Source organism: Collinsella aerofaciens, assembly GCF_902501475.1.
Taxonomy (GTDB): domain Bacteria; phylum Actinomycetota; class Coriobacteriia; order Coriobacteriales; family Coriobacteriaceae; genus Collinsella; species Collinsella aerofaciens_AL.
The window spans coordinates 47,529-63,967 of record NZ_CABWIF010000001.1 but is presented as its reverse complement, the minus strand read 5'-3'; the positions used below and the strand labels follow the sequence as shown (position 1 = coordinate 63,967).

General features: G+C 60.4%; 13 protein-coding genes. 3 read left to right on the top strand and 10 right to left on the bottom strand.

Features of this window, described 5'->3' with window-relative positions; all coding sequences use genetic code 11:
• Nucleotides 1-34: 34 nt before the first annotated feature.
• From GDJ93_RS00270 to GDJ93_RS00255, 4 genes are all read right to left on the bottom strand, one after another.
• Nucleotides 35-1,069, bottom strand: a complete 1,035-nt coding sequence (locus tag GDJ93_RS00270) for an SIS domain-containing protein (protein WP_117640663.1) — start codon at nucleotides 1,067-1,069, stop codon at nucleotides 35-37.
• 194 nt (nucleotides 1,070-1,263) lie between these two features.
• Nucleotides 1,264-1,737, bottom strand: coding sequence for a PTS sugar transporter subunit IIB (locus GDJ93_RS00265; RefSeq protein ID WP_138339750.1), 474 nt, complete (start codon nucleotides 1,735-1,737; stop codon nucleotides 1,264-1,266).
• Between the two features lie 62 nt (nucleotides 1,738-1,799).
• Nucleotides 1,800-2,219 carry a PTS sugar transporter subunit IIA gene (locus GDJ93_RS00260; protein ID WP_152067324.1) on the bottom strand — a complete coding sequence of 140 codons (420 nt, stop codon included), beginning with the start codon at nucleotides 2,217-2,219 and terminating at the stop codon, nucleotides 1,800-1,802.
• A 149-nt stretch (nucleotides 2,220-2,368) separates the two neighbouring features.
• Nucleotides 2,369-3,073 carry a GntR family transcriptional regulator gene (locus GDJ93_RS00255; protein ID WP_152067323.1) on the bottom strand — a complete coding sequence of 235 codons (705 nt, stop codon included), beginning with the start codon at nucleotides 3,071-3,073 and terminating at the stop codon, nucleotides 2,369-2,371.
• Between the two features lie 280 nt (nucleotides 3,074-3,353).
• Between GDJ93_RS00255 and GDJ93_RS00250 the strand changes: the two genes are divergently transcribed.
• Nucleotides 3,354-6,398, top strand: coding sequence for an insulinase family protein (locus tag GDJ93_RS00250; RefSeq protein ID WP_152067322.1), 3,045 nt, complete (start codon nucleotides 3,354-3,356; stop codon nucleotides 6,396-6,398).
• A 389-nt stretch (nucleotides 6,399-6,787) separates the two neighbouring features.
• Entirely contained in the window at nucleotides 6,788-7,384 is a 597-nt protein-coding gene (locus GDJ93_RS00245) for a 5-formyltetrahydrofolate cyclo-ligase (RefSeq protein WP_193221391.1), read from the top strand.
• An 85-nt stretch (nucleotides 7,385-7,469) separates the two neighbouring features.
• Here the strand turns inward: GDJ93_RS00245 and metA are convergent, their stop codons facing one another.
• On the bottom strand, nucleotides 7,470-8,396 hold the full coding sequence (gene metA / locus GDJ93_RS00240) for a homoserine O-acetyltransferase MetA (protein ID WP_152067320.1): 927 nt from the start codon (nucleotides 8,394-8,396) through the stop codon (nucleotides 7,470-7,472).
• Nucleotides 8,397-8,607: 211 nt separating this feature from the next.
• On the opposite strand from metA, the gene GDJ93_RS00235 reads away from it, so the two are divergent.
• On the top strand, nucleotides 8,608-9,585 hold the full coding sequence (locus GDJ93_RS00235) for an L-lactate dehydrogenase (protein ID WP_152067319.1): 978 nt from the start codon (nucleotides 8,608-8,610) through the stop codon (nucleotides 9,583-9,585).
• Between the two features lie 381 nt (nucleotides 9,586-9,966).
• Here GDJ93_RS00235 and GDJ93_RS00230 read toward each other — a convergent pair whose 3' ends face one another.
• The 5 genes from GDJ93_RS00230 to GDJ93_RS00210 all read right to left on the bottom strand — a co-directional run bounded on the left by GDJ93_RS00230 (nucleotide 9,967) and on the right by GDJ93_RS00210 (nucleotide 16,099).
• Nucleotides 9,967-10,935 carry an SIS domain-containing protein gene (locus tag GDJ93_RS00230; RefSeq protein WP_152067318.1) on the bottom strand — a complete coding sequence of 323 codons (969 nt, stop codon included), beginning with the start codon at nucleotides 10,933-10,935 and terminating at the stop codon, nucleotides 9,967-9,969.
• Between the two features lie 144 nt (nucleotides 10,936-11,079).
• Nucleotides 11,080-11,835, bottom strand: coding sequence for a GntR family transcriptional regulator (locus tag GDJ93_RS00225; protein ID WP_152067317.1), 756 nt, complete (start codon nucleotides 11,833-11,835; stop codon nucleotides 11,080-11,082).
• Nucleotides 11,836-11,837: 2 nt separating this feature from the next.
• A complete protein-coding gene (locus GDJ93_RS00220; RefSeq protein ID WP_152067316.1) occupies nucleotides 11,838-13,820 on the bottom strand; it encodes a RecQ family ATP-dependent DNA helicase in 1,983 nt (660 codons plus the stop codon).
• A gap of 332 nt (nucleotides 13,821-14,152) precedes the next feature.
• Nucleotides 14,153-14,872: a GntR family transcriptional regulator gene (locus tag GDJ93_RS00215; protein ID WP_152067315.1), complete on the bottom strand. Its 720-nt coding sequence runs from the start codon at nucleotides 14,870-14,872 to the stop codon at nucleotides 14,153-14,155.
• A 219-nt stretch (nucleotides 14,873-15,091) separates the two neighbouring features.
• Nucleotides 15,092-16,099 (bottom strand): YitT family protein, encoded by a 1,008-nt coding sequence (locus GDJ93_RS00210; RefSeq protein ID WP_055310101.1) that lies wholly within the window; start codon nucleotides 16,097-16,099, stop codon nucleotides 15,092-15,094.
• Nucleotides 16,100-16,439 lie beyond the last annotated feature (340 nt).

The window sequence follows — 16,439 nt, the reverse complement described above, 5'->3', positions numbered from 1 at the left end:
CTCGCCTGCAGACAACCACAGCAATTTGAGAGGATTAGTAGTTCATCTGGTGATAGTAACGACGCGTGGTGAGCGGGTGGTTACGGACGTGCTCGAGATGGCAGCTCAGACGCTCGGTGATGGTGTAGGTGACCATCGGGGAGACGATCTTGCGGAACTCGGGGTCGCTGAACGGCAGCTCGACCTCGGCGGTGTCAAACTTGTTCACGCGGACGTTGACGCCCTTCTCGTCGGCGAGCATGTGGGTGAAGTTGTCCACGCGGTCCATGAGCTTGCGGGTGTCGTCCTCGCCGTAGAGCATGATGAGGCTCGTGCCCTCCTCGCACAGTTCGATGGTGCCGTGGAAGAACTCGGCGGCGTGGATAGACTTGGTCTTGATCCACTGCATCTCCTCGAGAATGCACATAGCGTAGTCGTAGGCCTCACCCCAGAGCATGCCGGAGCCAATCACCATGTGGTAGTCGGTGTCCTTGAAGTCCTCAGCCATGGCGGCGCAGCGCTCGTCCTGGGCGTCCTTGGCCTTGATGAGGTACGGAGCGATGTTGCCGAACTCCTCCATGAAGGTGTCGTACTTGGGGAAGGCGCCGGCGTTCTTGAGGAAGCGGGCGACCAGCGTGATCTGGTAGGTGTAGATGGCCTCGCACAGAACGTCGTCCTCGGCGAAGCTGAAGAACTTGTAATCGGCGTACTCAGTGGCCGGGGTGTTGTCGTTGGAGACATACATCAGCGTGCGGGCGCCCTGCTCCTGGCAGAACTTGGCGGCCTCGATGATCTCGGGGGTGGTGCCGGTACGGGTGGAGAAGACGCAGACCGAGTCCTTGTTGAAGGTCTTGGGCGGGCATGCGAGGAACTCAGCGGCGATCTCGCAGTGGACGTCGACGTCGGCCGTGGTGGTCTCGACCCAATACTTCATCGGGAGCGTGTGGGCCCAGGTGCCGCCGCAGCCGATGAAGAAGATGTTGGAATAACCCTGCTCGCAGACCTCGTCCACGGCAGCCTCAATCTGAGGACGGAGAGCGAGGGCATCGCTCACAACCTTCTCGTAACGAGGCTCATCGAAATTGAACATCCCTTACTCCTAACTCACTTGGATGAACCCTTCATTCATCCCATGACGTTATAATACTTTATATAACTAACTATGCAAGAACTATTTCAGATTTTTTTGATTTTTCTTTAATAAAAAGCCCGCCGATCAAATAATCGACGGGCTAAAGAAAGGAGGATCTAGTTAATAAATGCTAGACAATGGCATGTTTCCAGCTAGAAAACGTCCTTGGCAAATACCTTTGAGTCATTGGGAACCTGACGGATTTCGATAACCACGCCATCGTTCACAAGCTCTTGGATATGCTCGGCATCGGTTTCGGTCGCAAAGATCGCGGGGGTCGGATGAAGCGTGGTCTCGGGAGACTTTCGAGTTCCGCCCAAATTGATCTCCTTGATGTCTTTGCAACCCTTAGCAAGGCGATAGGCATCCTCGATCGTCTCGACAATGATAAACAGCGAATACTTGTCGGTGACGCCGCTGTTGAGCGCCTCGATGGCCGCGTTTACGTCTTTTATGACGAGCTTCACGCCGTTGGGACGAGCCAGCCTCAAAGCGGCTTTTCTCATGTCGTCTTTTGCCACGGCATCGCTGGCACACAGGATGCAATCGACATCCAGCGCATGCGTCCAAGACATGGCGACCTGGCCGTGAATCAATCGGTAATCGACCCTCGTAAGCTTAATCATCGTAATCATCTCCGCGCGTAATAAAGGTAATGACAGGGTTGAATTATTCGTTGAAGCTTGAGCTAGAACTCTTCTTCTTCGACATCGGCAAGCATGTCCGCCGCCTCGCAAAGCTGAATAAACGAACGCGACCCCTCGACCGCGGCTTTGGCCTTGTCCGCATCCAGGGAGTCCAGCTGTGTAACCATTTCCACCAGCAGCGGCAAGTTCATTCCGGCGATCAACGTAAACGATCCGGTGGTCTGTCTCTGAATGAATTCGTTGTTTACAGAGCCGCCAAAGATGTCAGTTACGACAAACCACGTGTCGGCCGGATCCTTCGACTCCATCCAAGCATCGATAAGCGCTGCGACATCCCTCGTGTCGTCATCGACATAGGCGCACAGACACTCGATTCGGTCGTTGGCGCCCATCAGAATCTCCAGAGAGCTTTTCATACCTTGGGCGAGATAACCATGACTCGCTAGCAATATCTTATTCATAGTTCTCCAATATCAATAAGACGTACTATATTGTCATAACAAAGTATATAAGCAATTTCCTTTTTGCGGTGCGTTAATTCTCTAATTCCGCGAACGGTAACAATTGGTCGGTAAAACGGCCGCTCCTTTTACAGAACGGCCGCCCTTGCTTACAGATAGAACTTCAGTCGCTCGGTGCAGTACACCTGACGGGAGATGAAAAGCGGCTCGCCGCTTGGAGCATAACGTTTATCGACAAACAGAAGCAGCGGAGAGTCCAGCTCCACGTTAAGGTATGCCGCCTCGAGCTCGCTCGCATAGCAGACCTCGAGCGTACGCGTGTTGGGGCCCATCTTGATCCCCTGGCGATCGAGTACCGCCATCAGCGAATCCTCGAGGGATTCATGCTCCAAAAAAGAAAGCGCAGCGGAATAGCTATTGGTTTCCAGCATCGTGGGCTTGTCATCCACAAGGCGCAGACGACGACTACGCAATACCTTTTGGGTATCGTCTACGCCCAGGAACTTCGCGTCTCGCAGGCTTGGGAAGTCCCAGCCCATTGCGAGAACCCTGGTAGACGCCTGTTTTCCCGCAAGCTGGCACGAATGGGTAAAGCTCTCACGGTCGTCCGCGGCATACATCTGTGTGTCCGACGAAACGAACGTGCCCTTGCCGCGGGCCCTCTCAACAAGCCCAGCATCTTCCATTTCTTTAATTGCGGATCGAACCGTTATTCGGCTCACGCCAAATTGCTCGATGAGCTCCGCCTCGGTCGGGAGCTTATCTCCCGGGCGGTACGTGCCGTTGGCGATCGAATCAGAAAGCGCACGAACAATCTGTTTGTACAGGGGGATAACGCTATTTGCTTCAACCATATCAACCATACCTTTGCAAGGAATCAGCAGCTTATAGATAGATGACTTATATTGTATTAGAACTTTTTAGGAGTCCATATATTTCCTAAATGATTCGGTAAACGGGGTGTTATTTCACTTTAGCGGGATGCAGCGGCTACCCGCGGCATTCGTTATCAACCTAGCTAGGCTAGTCCACCCACATCGTCTCCAGTTCGCCGCAGAGCCGCGGCCCCATATGGGTATACTCTCGAGGATTCGACTCGATTCGCCCCCGCTGGGGCGTCAAAGGAGACTGCATATGTCCACCACCTTAACCGACCCGCGCGCCGCTGCCGCCGCGCTGCTGGTGCCCGGCACCACCTGTCACGGCTTTGCCGTCGAGCGCTGCGAGACCGTGCTCGAGCTCGACTCGGACGCCTACGTGCTGCGCCACACCGCCTCGGGCGCCCGCCTGCTGTACCTGGCGTGCGACGACGAAAACAAGGCTTTTGCCATTGGCTTTAAGACGCCGCCGGCCGATTCCACCGGCGTGTTCCATATCCTCGAGCACTCGGTGCTGTGCGGATCGGCCAAGTTTCCCGTCAAGGAGCCGTTTGTCGACCTGATCAAAAGTTCCATGCAGACGTTCCTCAACGCCATGACCTACCCCGACAAAACCATCTACCCCGTTGCCACCACCAACGAGCAGGATCTGTACAACCTGATGGACGTGTACCTGGACGCGGTGTTCAACCCGGCCATCTACACCAAGCCCACCATTTTTGAGCAGGAGGGCTGGCACTACGAGCTGGACCTGCCGGAGGGCGCCGAGGGCGAGGGCAACGGCAGTTCCGCAAGCCTGCGCGAGGGAACGCTACGCTATAACGGCGTGGTTTTCAATGAGATGAAGGGCGCGCTGTCCGACCCCATGAGCGTGCTGGACGACGCCGTCAACGCCGCGCTTTATCCCGACACCGCCTATGCGCACGAGAGCGGCGGCGACCCGCGCGCGATCCCTGCGCTCACCTACGAGCAGTTCCTGGACACGCACGCGCGCCACTACAATCCTTCCAACTCCTACATCACGCTCTACGGCGACCTGGACGTGGACCGTGCACTGGCCTTTTTGGACGAGCGCTATCTGTCGCAGCCGAGTGCCGCGAGCCGCCGCATGGACGCAGCCGTCGCCGCCGGCGAGGACCCGTCCACGCTGGCGCCCAATCCGCTGGTCGTGCAGGCGCCCGTGACCTGCGAGTACAAGCGTGTCGAGATGGCAACCACACCCGAGAACGCCCTGGTGGGCCTGGGTCTTGTGCTGGGCAGCGCGCTCGACCGCAAGCGCACGATCGCGGCGGACATCCTGTTCGAGGCACTGCTGGGTTCCAACGAGGCGCCGGTTAAGAAGGCCATTCTGGCCGCCGGCCTGGGCGGCAACGTGGTGAGCTACACCGCGGCCGAGAGCCTGCAGCCCTACGAGATCATCATGCTGCAAAACGCGCAGCCCGGCGTGGCGCGCGAGCTGCGCCGCGTGTTCCAGGACGCCTGCCGCGACCTGTGCGAGCACGGCGTTCCGCGCGAGCGCCTAGAGGCCATCATCAGCAGCAACGAATACGACCTGCGCCAGCGCGACTACGGTATCGCCGACGGCGTGGCCATTGCGTGCGACGCGCTGAGCACCTGGCTCTACGATGACGACGCCGCGACGCTGGCGCTCAAGTACGGCCCGGTGTACGAGGAGCTGCGCGGCGAGCTGGACGGCAGCTATTTTGAGGACCTGCTGCGCGAGCTGGTGCTGGAAAACGACCACATGGCGCTAGTCGAGCTGGTGCCGGTGGATGCCGCCGAGGGTGCGGAGAGTGCCGAGGCTGCCGAGCTGGCAGCCAAGCGCGATGCCATGACCGATGCCGAGCAGGCCGATGTGGTCGAGCGCACGGCCGCGCTGCGCGCCGCGCAGGAGGCGAATGACGCGCCCGAGGCCAAGGCTACGCTGCCACGCCTGCGCGTGTCCGACATTGGCGAGGCGCGCCCCGAGCCGCCGCTGGTCGTGGACACGACCGCGCCCATCCCCTGCCTGTGCCACGGCATCCCCACCAACCGCCTGGCCTACGCCATGCAGTATTTCGACCTGAGCTGCGTCGCGTTTGAAGACCTGCCCTATGTGACCCTGCTCTGCCGCCTGCTCAAACAGCTGCCCACGAGCGAACACTCGGCCGAGGAGCTCGACAACCTTATCGCCGGCAAGCTGGGCTTTTTGAGCTTTACGACCGAGGTCATGACCCAGCCCGACGTGGACGGCGTGCGCCCCTACCTGCTGGTGAGCGCCGGCGCCCTGTCCGAAAAGATCGATGCGCTGGCGAGCCTGCCGCGCGAGGTGTGGTCGAGCACGCTGTTGCTCGATGCCGACGCCGACCGCGTGCGCGACGTGCTCACGCAGATTCGCATTGGGCTTGAGCAGGGCTTTATTAACAACGGTCACTCGGCGGCGCTTGGTCGCGCGATGAGCTACAGCTCGCCTTCGGCCGTGGTGCGCGAGCAGCTTTCGGGCGTGGACTTCTACCTGTTCCTGCGCGATCTGCTCGACCACTTTGACGAGCGCCTGGACGACCTGCGCGCCAAGCTTGCCGAGCTGGCAGGCCGCATCTTTGTGTCCGATGGCTGTCTGGCGAGCTTTACCGGCAGCGATGAGGACTTTGACGCGTACTGGGCCGCCGCGGGCGACCTGGGGTTGGGCGCGGGCGACGGTGCTGTTGCCGGCCGCGACACGCTCGTGGTGCCGACGCCGTGCGACCGTCACGAGGCTTTCGTCATCCCCAGCGACATCTGCTTTGCGGCAAGCGCATGCGACCCGCGTCGCCTGGGCATTGACGTGACGGGCGCCTGGGCGGTTGCCGCCAACGCGCTCTCCTACGACTACCTGTGGAACGAGATCCGCGTGAAAGGCGGGGCGTACGGCTGCGGATTCCGCGCGGCAGGCGAGCGTCAGGCGGCGTTCTACACCTACCGCGACCCGGCAATCGACCCCTCGATTGAGCGCGTGGCGCGCGCAGGCGAATGGCTCGGCAGCTTTGAGCCCGACGAGGCAGCCTTTGAGGGCTTTATCGTGAGCTGCGTGAGCGGCATGGATGCGCCGGTGAAGCCGTACGCGCTCACCAAACGCCGCAACACGACCTACCTGGCCGGACTCGATCCGCATGCACGCGAGGAGCGCCGCGCCCAGATGCTCGCCGCCACGCCCGGTGAGCTGCGCTCGCTCGGCGCCGACGTGACGCGCATCGCAGCCGTCTCGCCCACCTGCGTCTTTGGCGGCCGAGACGTCATCGCCAAGAGCAACGCCGGCTTCAACGTCATCGACCTGCTGGGCTAACGCACAGCAAAGGTAGATTTTTGGGACATGCCTGAAAATCTACCTTTTCTTTTGCCGCTGCCTGGGCGGGGCAGCTCAGCCCGTCACACCAGTTTGTCTAAATCTGTAACATCTAGGCAGCAATATTGGCTCCAGATGTTACAAATCGAGACGTTTTCGGATGACGCCGGCCCTTTGTCTCAATCTATAACAGCTAGGCCCGATTTTGCCGAGTTACTGTTACAGATCGAGACACACCGCCGCGAACACCCACTCTTCGTCAAAACCCACGAAGATGTCCATGAACTGCTCCCCTTGCGATGGTTTGCGTGGTGGTTTCGACATTTGACCAGATAAAACCTACCAAAATAAACCTGTCCCTTTTTGGCAGGTTTGAGAGAGGGGCCGGGATGGATAAGGCCGAGTTGCGGCGGGCGGTAATTGCCCGACGCGACGCTCTAGATTTGGATATGCGGGCGGCAAAGTCTGCTGCTGTATGCGCGCGGCTCGTTGAGTTGCTGGGCGGCTCGGGTCCCGTGGCCCCGCGCACCGTTGCCGTCTATGCCGCCATGGGCTCCGAGGCAGATCCTGCCGCGTTTGCCGCAGCGGCCGCAAAACACGGCTGGCGCGTGGCCTATCCGTGCATGTTCTCGGCAGCTGACACCGTGGCTTCTGGCCAGCGCATGTGCATGCGGGCAGTTACTGCCGGCGATGCGTCCGAGGCCCCGTTTATCGCCCACCCTACGCGGGCCTTCGCAGCCACGGACGTCGACAGCAGCCGTTTTCCTATCGTGCCTGCCGAGGCGCTCGATATGATCGTCGTGCCGCTCGTAGCCTTCGACCACACCGGCGCGCGCCTGGGCTATGGCGGCGGCTGCTACGACCGCTACCTGCCCACGCTCTCGCCCGCATGCCAAATCATCGGCATCGCCTTTGACGAGCAGCGTGTCGACCACGTTCCCACCGACACCCACGACCTGCCGCTACCCCACATCATCAGCGCCTAACCGCCGTTGTATCGCACCCGCAAGATGGGCATCCGAAAATCCACGCTCGTCACGCCGCAGCCACAACCGCAACCGCGGCCGTAGCCTAGTGCTCCTCGCCGGCGCGGGCCAGGTCGTAGGGCGTGGTCTGGTAGACGTAGTAGTTGAGCCAGTTGGTGTAGAGCAGCTGGGCCTGGCTGCGCCAGACGTTGCGCGGCTCGGCGGTGGGGTCGTCACCGGGGAAGTAATGCGCCGGCACCTGGGGGTTGAGCCCGCGCTTCACGTCGCGCTCGTACTCCAGGCGCAGCGTGTCGGTATCGTACTCGGGATGGCCAAAGACAAAGAAGCGGCGACTGTCGGTCGACTTGACGATGTACAGGCCCACCTCGTCTGATACGGCCACGACCTCAAGCTGCGACTCGGCCTCCACGTCCTCGCGGCGCACATCGGTATTGCGTGAATGCACGGCATAGAAGCGGTCGTCAAAGCCGCGGACCAGCGGGCTTTGCGGCTTCACCAGATAATGCTCAAACACGCCGCTCGCCTTGGCCGGCAGGTCGCACTTCTGGATACCGTAATGATGGTAGAGTCCTGCCTGTGCACCCCAGCAAATATGCAGCGTAGAGTGCACGTGCGTGGTGGACCAATCCATGATCTGGCAGAGCTCGGGCCAGTAGTCGACCTCCTCGAACGGCATCTGCTCCACCGGCGCGCCCGTGATGATCAGGCCGTCGTAGTGAATATCGCGGATGTCGTCGAACGTACGGTAGAACGTCTCCAGGTGGCCGGCACTCACGTGCGTGGCCTCGTGCGTCTTGGTGCGTAGCAGGTCCACCTCTACCTGCAGCGGCGTGTTGGAGAGCTTGCGCATGATCTGCGTCTCGGTGGCGATCTTGGTTGGCATGAGGTTGAGGATGAGCACGCGCAGCGGACGGATGTCCTGGTGCAGCGCGCGGTACTCGGTCATGACAAAGATGTTCTCGCTCTCGAGCTGCGCGGCGGCAGGGAGGGCGTCGGGGATGCGAATGGGCATGGATGCTCCTTACGAGTCAGTTGCAGCTATGGTACAACGAGCGGCCCCATCCGCGCGAGTGCATCGCCCCGAGACACCGTCAGCGGCCCAAATCACTCCAAAAGTAGAGATTAAGGCATGTCCCAAAAATCTACGGCGCTTTAGCCTAGCAAAGTGGCAGCAGGACGCTACAATGGTTCGATGCGAAAAACTCGGCCGAAAGGATACGTATATGTACCAGACGCGTAAGATCGGTGTGGTCGGCCAGGGCCACGTAGGAGCACATGTCGCCAACAGCCTGCTCATGCAGGGCATTGCCGATGAGCTGTACCTCTGCGATATCAACGAGGCAAAGGTGACGTCCGAGGTCCAAGACCTGCGCGACTCCCTTTCGTTTGTCCCGTACAACACCAAGATCGTCAACTGCTACGACCACTACGAGGAGCTGGCCTGCTGCGACGTCATCGTCAACGCCGCCGGCAAGGTCGCACTGGCCGCCGGCAACCGCGACGGCGAGCTGTTCTTTACCACCGACGCCGCCCGCACCTTTGCCAAGCGCATCGTCGATGCCGGCTTCGACGGCATCTTCGTGAGCATCTCCAACCCCTGCGACGTCGTGTGCACCGAGCTGTGGCACCTGACCGGCTACGATCCCAAGAAGATCATCGGCTCGGGCTGTGGCCTGGACTCTGCCCGCCTGCGCACCGAGATCTCCAAGAAGGTCGGGGTGAGCCCCAAGTCCATCGACGCCTACATGATCGGCGAGCATGGCTTTAGCCAGCTGGCCGCCTTTAAGGCCGCAACCATCGCCGGCAAGAGCCTCAACGAGCTTCAGGCCGAGAACCCCGACAAGTACGCCTTCGACCACATGGAAGTCGAGGAGCTCGCACGCAAGGGCGGCTATGTGACCTACGCCGGCAAGCAGTGCACCGAGTACGCCGTTGCCAACTCCGCCGCGCGCGTCTGCGCCGCCGTGCTGCACAACGAGCACGCCGTGCTTTCGGCCTCTACGCTTATGACCGGCCAATATGGCGAGGAGGGCATCTTTACCTCCCTGCCGTGCGTGATCGGCGCCGAGGGCGTCGAGGAGGTCTACACGCTCGACCTTTCCGAGCACGAGCTCGAGGGCTTCCACAAGAGCTGTCAGCACATCCGCGACAACATCGCCCAGCTCGACTGGTGGGACGCCGAGGCCTACGACGCCAAGTAGTCCGCCGGTTGATGCGACAACTCACTCATACGGACACAATGTAAAGCGGGCCGCGCCGGAAACCCACCGGCGCGGCCCGCTTTTTGACTCACGCGACACGCCTGCAGATTTAGGTCTAATACTTTTCCCGAAAAGTGAACGAGCAAAAACGAGCCCTCGAAGCATCGGCACTTTGTGGAGACCATTTCCTGCAGTTTCATTAAGATTTTCCTGCTGTTTTGGCGTCAAAAAATGTCGATGCTTCGGGGGTCCAAAATAGGTCGTTCACTTCTCGGGAAAAGTATTTGACTTCGTTTTCGACAAACAGAAAGGGGCGCCGTGACGCAAACGGGGCCCGCGCTTGGCGAAGGCCCCGTCATGAAAAATCGCGTTCCCCGTTACCTAGTACTGCTCGACGCCCATGTAGCGGCGAACCTCGGGACTGTGGTCAAATACCTTGCCGCGGGCGGCGCGCAGCTCACAGCTCATCGCATAGAAGAAGATCGGCTCCAGGTACGAACGCACGCTGGCGGGCACCTCGCCCACGCCGTACTCAAGCGCATCGAGCACCATGACTGTATCGGTGTGCGTGTTGAGAAATGCCAGTGCGCGCTCCTCCATGGGGCGACACTCGCCAGCGCCAAGCTGCACAAAGTAGAACACGCCGGGCTCGGTAGCCTCGAAGGGACCGTGGAAATACTCGCCGGAATGGATGTAGCAGCAGTGCTGCCACTGCATCTCCATGAGCGAGCAGATGGCCATAGCGTAGGTCTGGCTAAAGTTGGGGCCGGAGCCCAGGATATAGAAGAACTTGTGCTGCTGGCAGAGCTCGGCAAAGCGATCGCCCAGCTCGGCGTTGACTTTCTCGCGGGCAGCGGGCAGCAGTGCGTCCATCTGCTTAAGGCCGGCGTACATGTCGGCGAGCGCCTCGTAGCCCTCCTGCTGGTCGAGCAGCTCGGCGGCGATCAGAGCGCCGATGCCCTGCGGAACTTCGGCCTGCGACTCGCCCTTGCCCCACGGGTAAACCCAGGTGGTCCACTTGCCGTTATCGATCTTGGAGCCCGCGTAGTCAGTCATAGTCACGACCTCGGCACCGGCGGCCAGCGCCATCTCGCAGCCGTCGACGACCTCTTGCGTGTTACCGCTGTGGCTACAGGCGATGACGAGCGACTTCGGCCCTAGACTCTTGGGGGCCATAAGGCAAAACTCGCGCGCCGTGTAGACCGTCGAAGTAAACGTGGTTGCCTCGCGCTTGAGCAGCTCATTGGCCGGCATAAGGTCAATCATCGAACCGCCGCAGGCGATCCAAAAGACATTCTCGATCTTACCCTTGCGCTCGATAATTTCCTGAACCAGATCGTGTGCGTTCACGGTGACATTCCTCCCTGTGTGGCGGCTTTGAGCGGCGACAGCTCGTACCTGCGGTCGTTCTATATTGTCCTATTTATAGCACGCAAGCTGTCGCAGGTGAATTCATTTCACCAAACTTGTTCTGTATTGTTCTATCTATGGACGTTAGATGTCGAACACGTAGCGCGACCCCACGATCTTTTGGCGCCCGAGCAGCAAGGGCCGCTCGTCCGCATCGGTAAAGTACGCCTCCATATAAAAGAGCGGCTCGCCGACCGGCACCTCCAACAGCGGGGCCGTCTGAGCATCAGCGAGCGCGATCTCCACGGTACAGGGATCGGACTTGAGCGGTGCGCGGCCCGAATGCACGGCAACGAGCGCAAAAATCGAATTGTCGGCGAGGTCCTCGTCGGCAAGCTGCTGCAGATAGGGATGGTCGGCCAGCACAAAGGCGTTGTTCTCGAGCATGACGGGCACGCCATCGGCCGTGCGCACACGCTCGACCACGATGAGCTCGCAGCCGGGTTCCACGCCAAAAAACGCCGCGTCCTCGCGCGTCGCCGCAACCACCGTGCGCGACACCAGGCGCGCTCCGGCCGCCATGTCGTTGGCAGCGCAGGCCTCGGTAAAACTCTGGACGTCGCCTTTCTGGACAATCTTGCGCTTGAGCTTGGGCGCACACACAAACGTGCCCCTCCCCTGCTGACGGTTGAGATATCCCGCGCGCGACAACTCCTCAATGGCGCGACGCACGGTAATGCGCCCCACGCCGTAGGACTTCGCGAGCTCCATCTCGGAAGGAATGCGCGAGCCGGCAGCGTACACGCCGCGCGCGATCTCGCCCTTTAGGTCGTCCATAACCTGCTGGTACAGCGGCACGGCGGACACGTCAGTACGGTCGGTCTTGCTATCGGCTACCATCGTTACGCTCCATCCCGTGCATGCTCGGATTCAAACTCTTCAATCGCCGCCATAAACTGCTCGCCAAAGGCGTCGGCTTTTTTCTCACCAATGCCGTTGACCCGGATAAGCTCGTCGCGCGTCTGAGGGCGCAGGCGGCACAGACCGCGCAGGGCCTTATCGGAGAAGACCATGTACGGCGCCATCTCCAGCTCGATCGAAATCTCCTTGCGGAGTGCCCGCAAGCGCTCGAACAGCTCGGCATCGTCGCCCACGCGCGGGCGCTGATCCAGCTCGGCCTCCTCGCGCAGCAGATCCACCGCGCGGAGGGCGCGGGCCGAGGCCTTGCGCTTGGATGCACGACGCTTAACGGTAAAGGCAAACGCCTCGTCCTCGACCTCGCCGGCACGCGGGCCCAGTCCCACGACCGGGTACTGTCCCTGTGAGGTTGCCAAATAACCGCGGCCGCACAGCTGCCCGATGATGTCCTTGATGCGCCCGACCGATTCGCTCGACAGCTCACCGTAGCCGCGGTCCTCGTCCAGATGCATCTGGCGAATGCGCTCGGTGTTGCCGCCGTGGAGCACGTCGGCGATCAGCGACTTGCCAAAACGCATGGGACGCGTAGCCACATAGCGCACGGCGGCGCGGGCCATATCGGTGACGTCCTCGACCTCGAACTGCGTGAGGCAGTTGCTGCAGTTGCCGCAGCCCTCGGCGTCGTCCGTGGCGGCACCGCTAGCACCGGCTGCGGCGGTATGCTCGGCCGCAGCCTCGTCGCCAAAGTAGCGCAGCATGTATTCGCGCAGGCAGCCGGTGGTATTGCAGTAGCCCTCCATCTGGCTGAGCAGGCGGTATCGATTCTGGAGCGCCCACGCGCGTTGCTCGTCATCGAGCGCCTCGTCGGCAGCATCGCCGCGATCGATCAAAAAGCGACGCATGCGAAAATCATTGCCGTTCCACAGCAAATGGCAGCTGGCTGGGTCTCCATCGCGGCCGGCGCGGCCCGCCTCCTGGTAGTACGCCTCGATGCTCTCGGGCACGTTGTTATGAATCACGTAGCGCACGTTGGGCTTGTCGATACCCATGCCAAAGGCGTTGGTGGCAACCATTACCTGGATATCGTCGTCGATAAAGGCGCGCTGGCTTTGCCGGCGGGCGTCGTTGCCCATGCCGGCATGGTAGCGGCCAACGCGAATGCCGCTGGAGCCCAGCGCCTCGGCAAGCCCGCTTGCCAGCGCATCGACGGTCTTGCGAGTCGAGCAATACACGATGCCGCTTTCGCTCGAATGTGCGATCACATAGTCGCGCACCCACGCGGCCTTGGCCTTGTCGCCCATCTCCTCGCAGCCAAAGTAGAGGTTCTTGCGATCGAAGCCCGTCACCACCGTCGCGGGGTTTTGCAGGCCGAGCATCTGCTGAATGTCCGCGCGCACGCGCTCGGTCGCCGTAGCGGTAAAGGCAGCCACGATGGGGCGCTGCGGCAGGGAATCGATGAACTCGCGAATCTGCAGGTAGGCGGGACGGAAATCCTGGCCCCACTGGCTTACGCAGTGGGCCTCGTCAATGGCCACGAGCGGCACGCCAATGCCGGCGGCGGCCGCGGCCTCCCGCGCAAAAGCTAAAAAGCGCGGCTCGAGCAGACGCTCGGGCGCCACGTACATAAGCTGGTAGCGGCCCTCGCGCGCCCGCTTGAGCACGGTGTTTTGCTGGGCCGGAGTAAGACTGGAGTTGAGATAGCTGGGTCGCGCACCCGCCGCGAGCAATGCACGGGTCTGATCCTCCATAAGCGACAGCAGCGGACTCACCACAAAGGTGATACCGGGCAGCATGAGCGCGGGCACCTGATAGCAAATGGACTTGCCGGCGCCCGTGGGCATAACGCCCAGCGCATCGCGGCCGGCAAGGATCGCATCGACCATGCGGTCCTGCCCCGGGCGAAACGAGGTGTAGCCAAAATAGGCGTCGAGCGTATCGAGCGCCATCTGCTGCATGCTATCGGTCATGGTTTCCTAACGTTCAAGTCATCTGCCGCCGATTATACGCCGCCACGCGGACAGCAGCACACGGCCGCCGCCCAGACTAGTCGTTTAAGAACGCCTCCAACGGCTAAGGAGTGTCCCCAGGTGCCGGCAGAAAAGGAACGTCCCCAAGTGCCGGCCCGGCAACGCCGATGTTTTGGCGCGGACAGCGAAAGCCCGCCAGAGCGAGCAAGGTGCCTTGAAACGAGGCGGCATTGACCTTCTGGTCATGCCGCCGAAGTTGAAAGGCAGATTGCCGCTCTGGCGGGCTTGCAGCGTCGAGCCGTTGCGCGGTTTGGAAAACCGCGCAACTAGAGCTACATCACCATAACGTAGCGCGATCCCACGTAGTACTGCTTACCCATCAGGACCGGCTCGCCATTGGGGCCCGTGAAGCCGGCACGCAGGTTGAGCAGCGGATCGTGCGGAGCAATGCCCAGCTCGGCCGCCTGCTCGGTATTGGCACGAACGGCCTCGACCGTGCGGTAGCCAACCGAGACAATCGGCGTTCCGCCAACACGCTCGACCTCGGCAAAAATCGACTTGTCCTCAAGATCGGCCGTCAACAGCTCACGGTAGGCGTCAAACGGCACAAAGATGTTCTCCTCAAAGATGGGCTCGCCGTCGGCTGTACGCACGCGCTTAATATGCAGCAGCAGCGCGTCCTTCTGCAGGCCAAAGAACTCCATCTCGTTTTGACGTGCCGGCACAATCTGGCGATCGACCACATGTGCGCCCGCCTTCATGCCATTATCGGCACACAGCGCGGTAAACGTCTGCAGCGTCGAAGCGTGGAACTGGCGGTTGATGTGCGGCGTGGAGACAAAGGTGCCACGGCCCTGCTGCTTAACCAGGTAGCCATCGGAGCACAGCTCCTCGACGGCGCGGCGCACCGTAATGCGGCTCACATCGTACTGCTCGGCTAGCTCAAGCTCGGACGGAATACGCTCCTTGGGTGCATAAACACCTTTCTCGATCGCATCCTTGATTTCGTCGTAAATCTGCTGGTAAAGCGGTGCATTTTTGGGTGCAGGCATATCTAATCACTCTTATCGAAATATCGAAATAACTAATACGTATATAACGTCTAGTTTCATATTACCTCATAATGATAAAACGATACACCCTCCCTACCAAAAAGCGACAGCTTCATTTTGGTAGGTTTTATCTGGGCAAACGAGAGCCTCTCGAAAGCAACGGGGCTTTCGGGGGGCTCGTTCGGATGGGTTGCGCAGGACCGGCAAAATGCCAATACCCTACTTGCCGTCGTCCTGCTGCAGGCTGTCCTGTTCGCTGAGGCGCGCCTGCCTGCTGGCCATGCGTGCGGGCTTGTCGGGATCGGGAACGGCCGTGGGCATGGGCTCGTCGACATGACCACCCCACCAGCCGCCCACAAAGTTGAGCGTGTGGAACACGTTGATCACGGCGCCGGAATCAACGTCGCACACCAGCTTGATAATGTCCTGACTCTCGTAGGTCGAGACAACGGTGTTCAGCAGGTACATCTTTTCGCGGCTATATCCGCCGACGACCTCGGCGCAGCTAATGCCGTGCTGAAAATGGTTTACGTAGGCAGTCATGACCTCGTCTGCCTTACGCGTCGTGATCTGCAGCGTCACGCGATCGTAGCGACGATAGAAACTGTCGATGGTCTTGGTCGAAATAAACTGGAACACGATGGAATACGCCGCCTTGTCCCAGCCAAACATAAAGCCAAAGATCGCCAGGATAAAGCAGTTGAAACCAAAGATGACGCCCCAGATGGTCTTGCCCGTGTGGTTGGAGACCCACAGCGCGATAAAGTCGGTGCCGCCGGTGGATGCGCCGGATTTAAGTGCGATGGCAGCGCCCAGACCCGAGACCACGCCGCCAAAAATGATGAGCATGATCTTGTCGCCCAAAAATGGAGCGAAGTGAAAGACGTTGAGGAACAGCGACGAGAGCACGACCTGCATCATCGAGAAGATGACGAAGCGCTTGCTGATGCCGCTCCAGCATAGGAGCGCCACGGGGATGTTGAGCGCGAGCATACCGAGCGAGATGTCGATGTGAACGCCGCCCAGCGAGGTAACGCGATCGAGCAGGACCGCAACGCCGGTGAGGCCGCTCGGAAGCAAGTCGGCGGGCTGAATGAACGCCTGGATCAGGAATGTCTGGAGAACGGCGGAAATCGTGACCGCCACAGCGGTAATGGCGCGGCGTACGATGGTGAGGCGGCCGAGCACGAGCACGCGGTCCGTGAGCTGATCGATGGCGTTCGCCACGCAGGCTCCTTTCGAAGGCAGATGTAGTTGTGGGGTATGTCCGCGATTGTAGCATGGAGCGTGCGGGGGCGCTTCAATTCACCCTCTCTCGACAACCAAAGCGGGACCAGCAACTCCACGACCAAAGGCCCAAATTACAAGTGAGTAGACTTTACGCGACCTGCAGAGCACACCCAAAACCGCCACCCCTGTGACCTGCGGTTTTACTAGAGCAGATGCGCTTTGCGCTCGTCCTGCACCAAAAAGTCTACACACTTAATCCGAATCGAAGCCAAACGGATCCAAATAGATGACAAATTAAGCCAATCCGCAGCAAAAGACGCGTGAATCAGTGCTTCTC

Coding starts and splice junctions, on each gene's coding strand:
- GDJ93_RS00255 (WP_152067323.1), bottom strand. CDS start 3,073: ATGGTTGAAGCAAATAGCGTTATCCCCCTGTACAAACAGATTGTTCGT.
- GDJ93_RS00250 (WP_152067322.1), top strand. CDS start 3,354: ATGTCCACCACCTTAACCGACCCGCGCGCCGCTGCCGCCGCGCTGCTG.
- metA (WP_152067320.1), bottom strand. CDS start 8,396: ATGCCCATTCGCATCCCCGACGCCCTCCCTGCCGCCGCGCAGCTCGAG.
- GDJ93_RS00220 (WP_152067316.1), bottom strand. CDS start 13,820: ATGACCGATAGCATGCAGCAGATGGCGCTCGATACGCTCGACGCCTAT.
- GDJ93_RS00265 (WP_138339750.1), bottom strand. CDS start 1,737: ATGATTAAGCTTACGAGGGTCGATTACCGATTGATTCACGGCCAGGTC.
- GDJ93_RS00270 (WP_117640663.1), bottom strand. CDS start 1,069: ATGTTCAATTTCGATGAGCCTCGTTACGAGAAGGTTGTGAGCGATGCC.
- GDJ93_RS00225 (WP_152067317.1), bottom strand. CDS start 11,835: ATGGTAGCCGATAGCAAGACCGACCGTACTGACGTGTCCGCCGTGCCG.
- GDJ93_RS00245 (WP_193221391.1), top strand. CDS start 6,788: ATGGATAAGGCCGAGTTGCGGCGGGCGGTAATTGCCCGACGCGACGCT.
- GDJ93_RS00235 (WP_152067319.1), top strand. CDS start 8,608: ATGTACCAGACGCGTAAGATCGGTGTGGTCGGCCAGGGCCACGTAGGA.
- GDJ93_RS00215 (WP_152067315.1), bottom strand. CDS start 14,872: ATGCCTGCACCCAAAAATGCACCGCTTTACCAGCAGATTTACGACGAA.
- GDJ93_RS00260 (WP_152067324.1), bottom strand. CDS start 2,219: ATGAATAAGATATTGCTAGCGAGTCATGGTTATCTCGCCCAAGGTATG.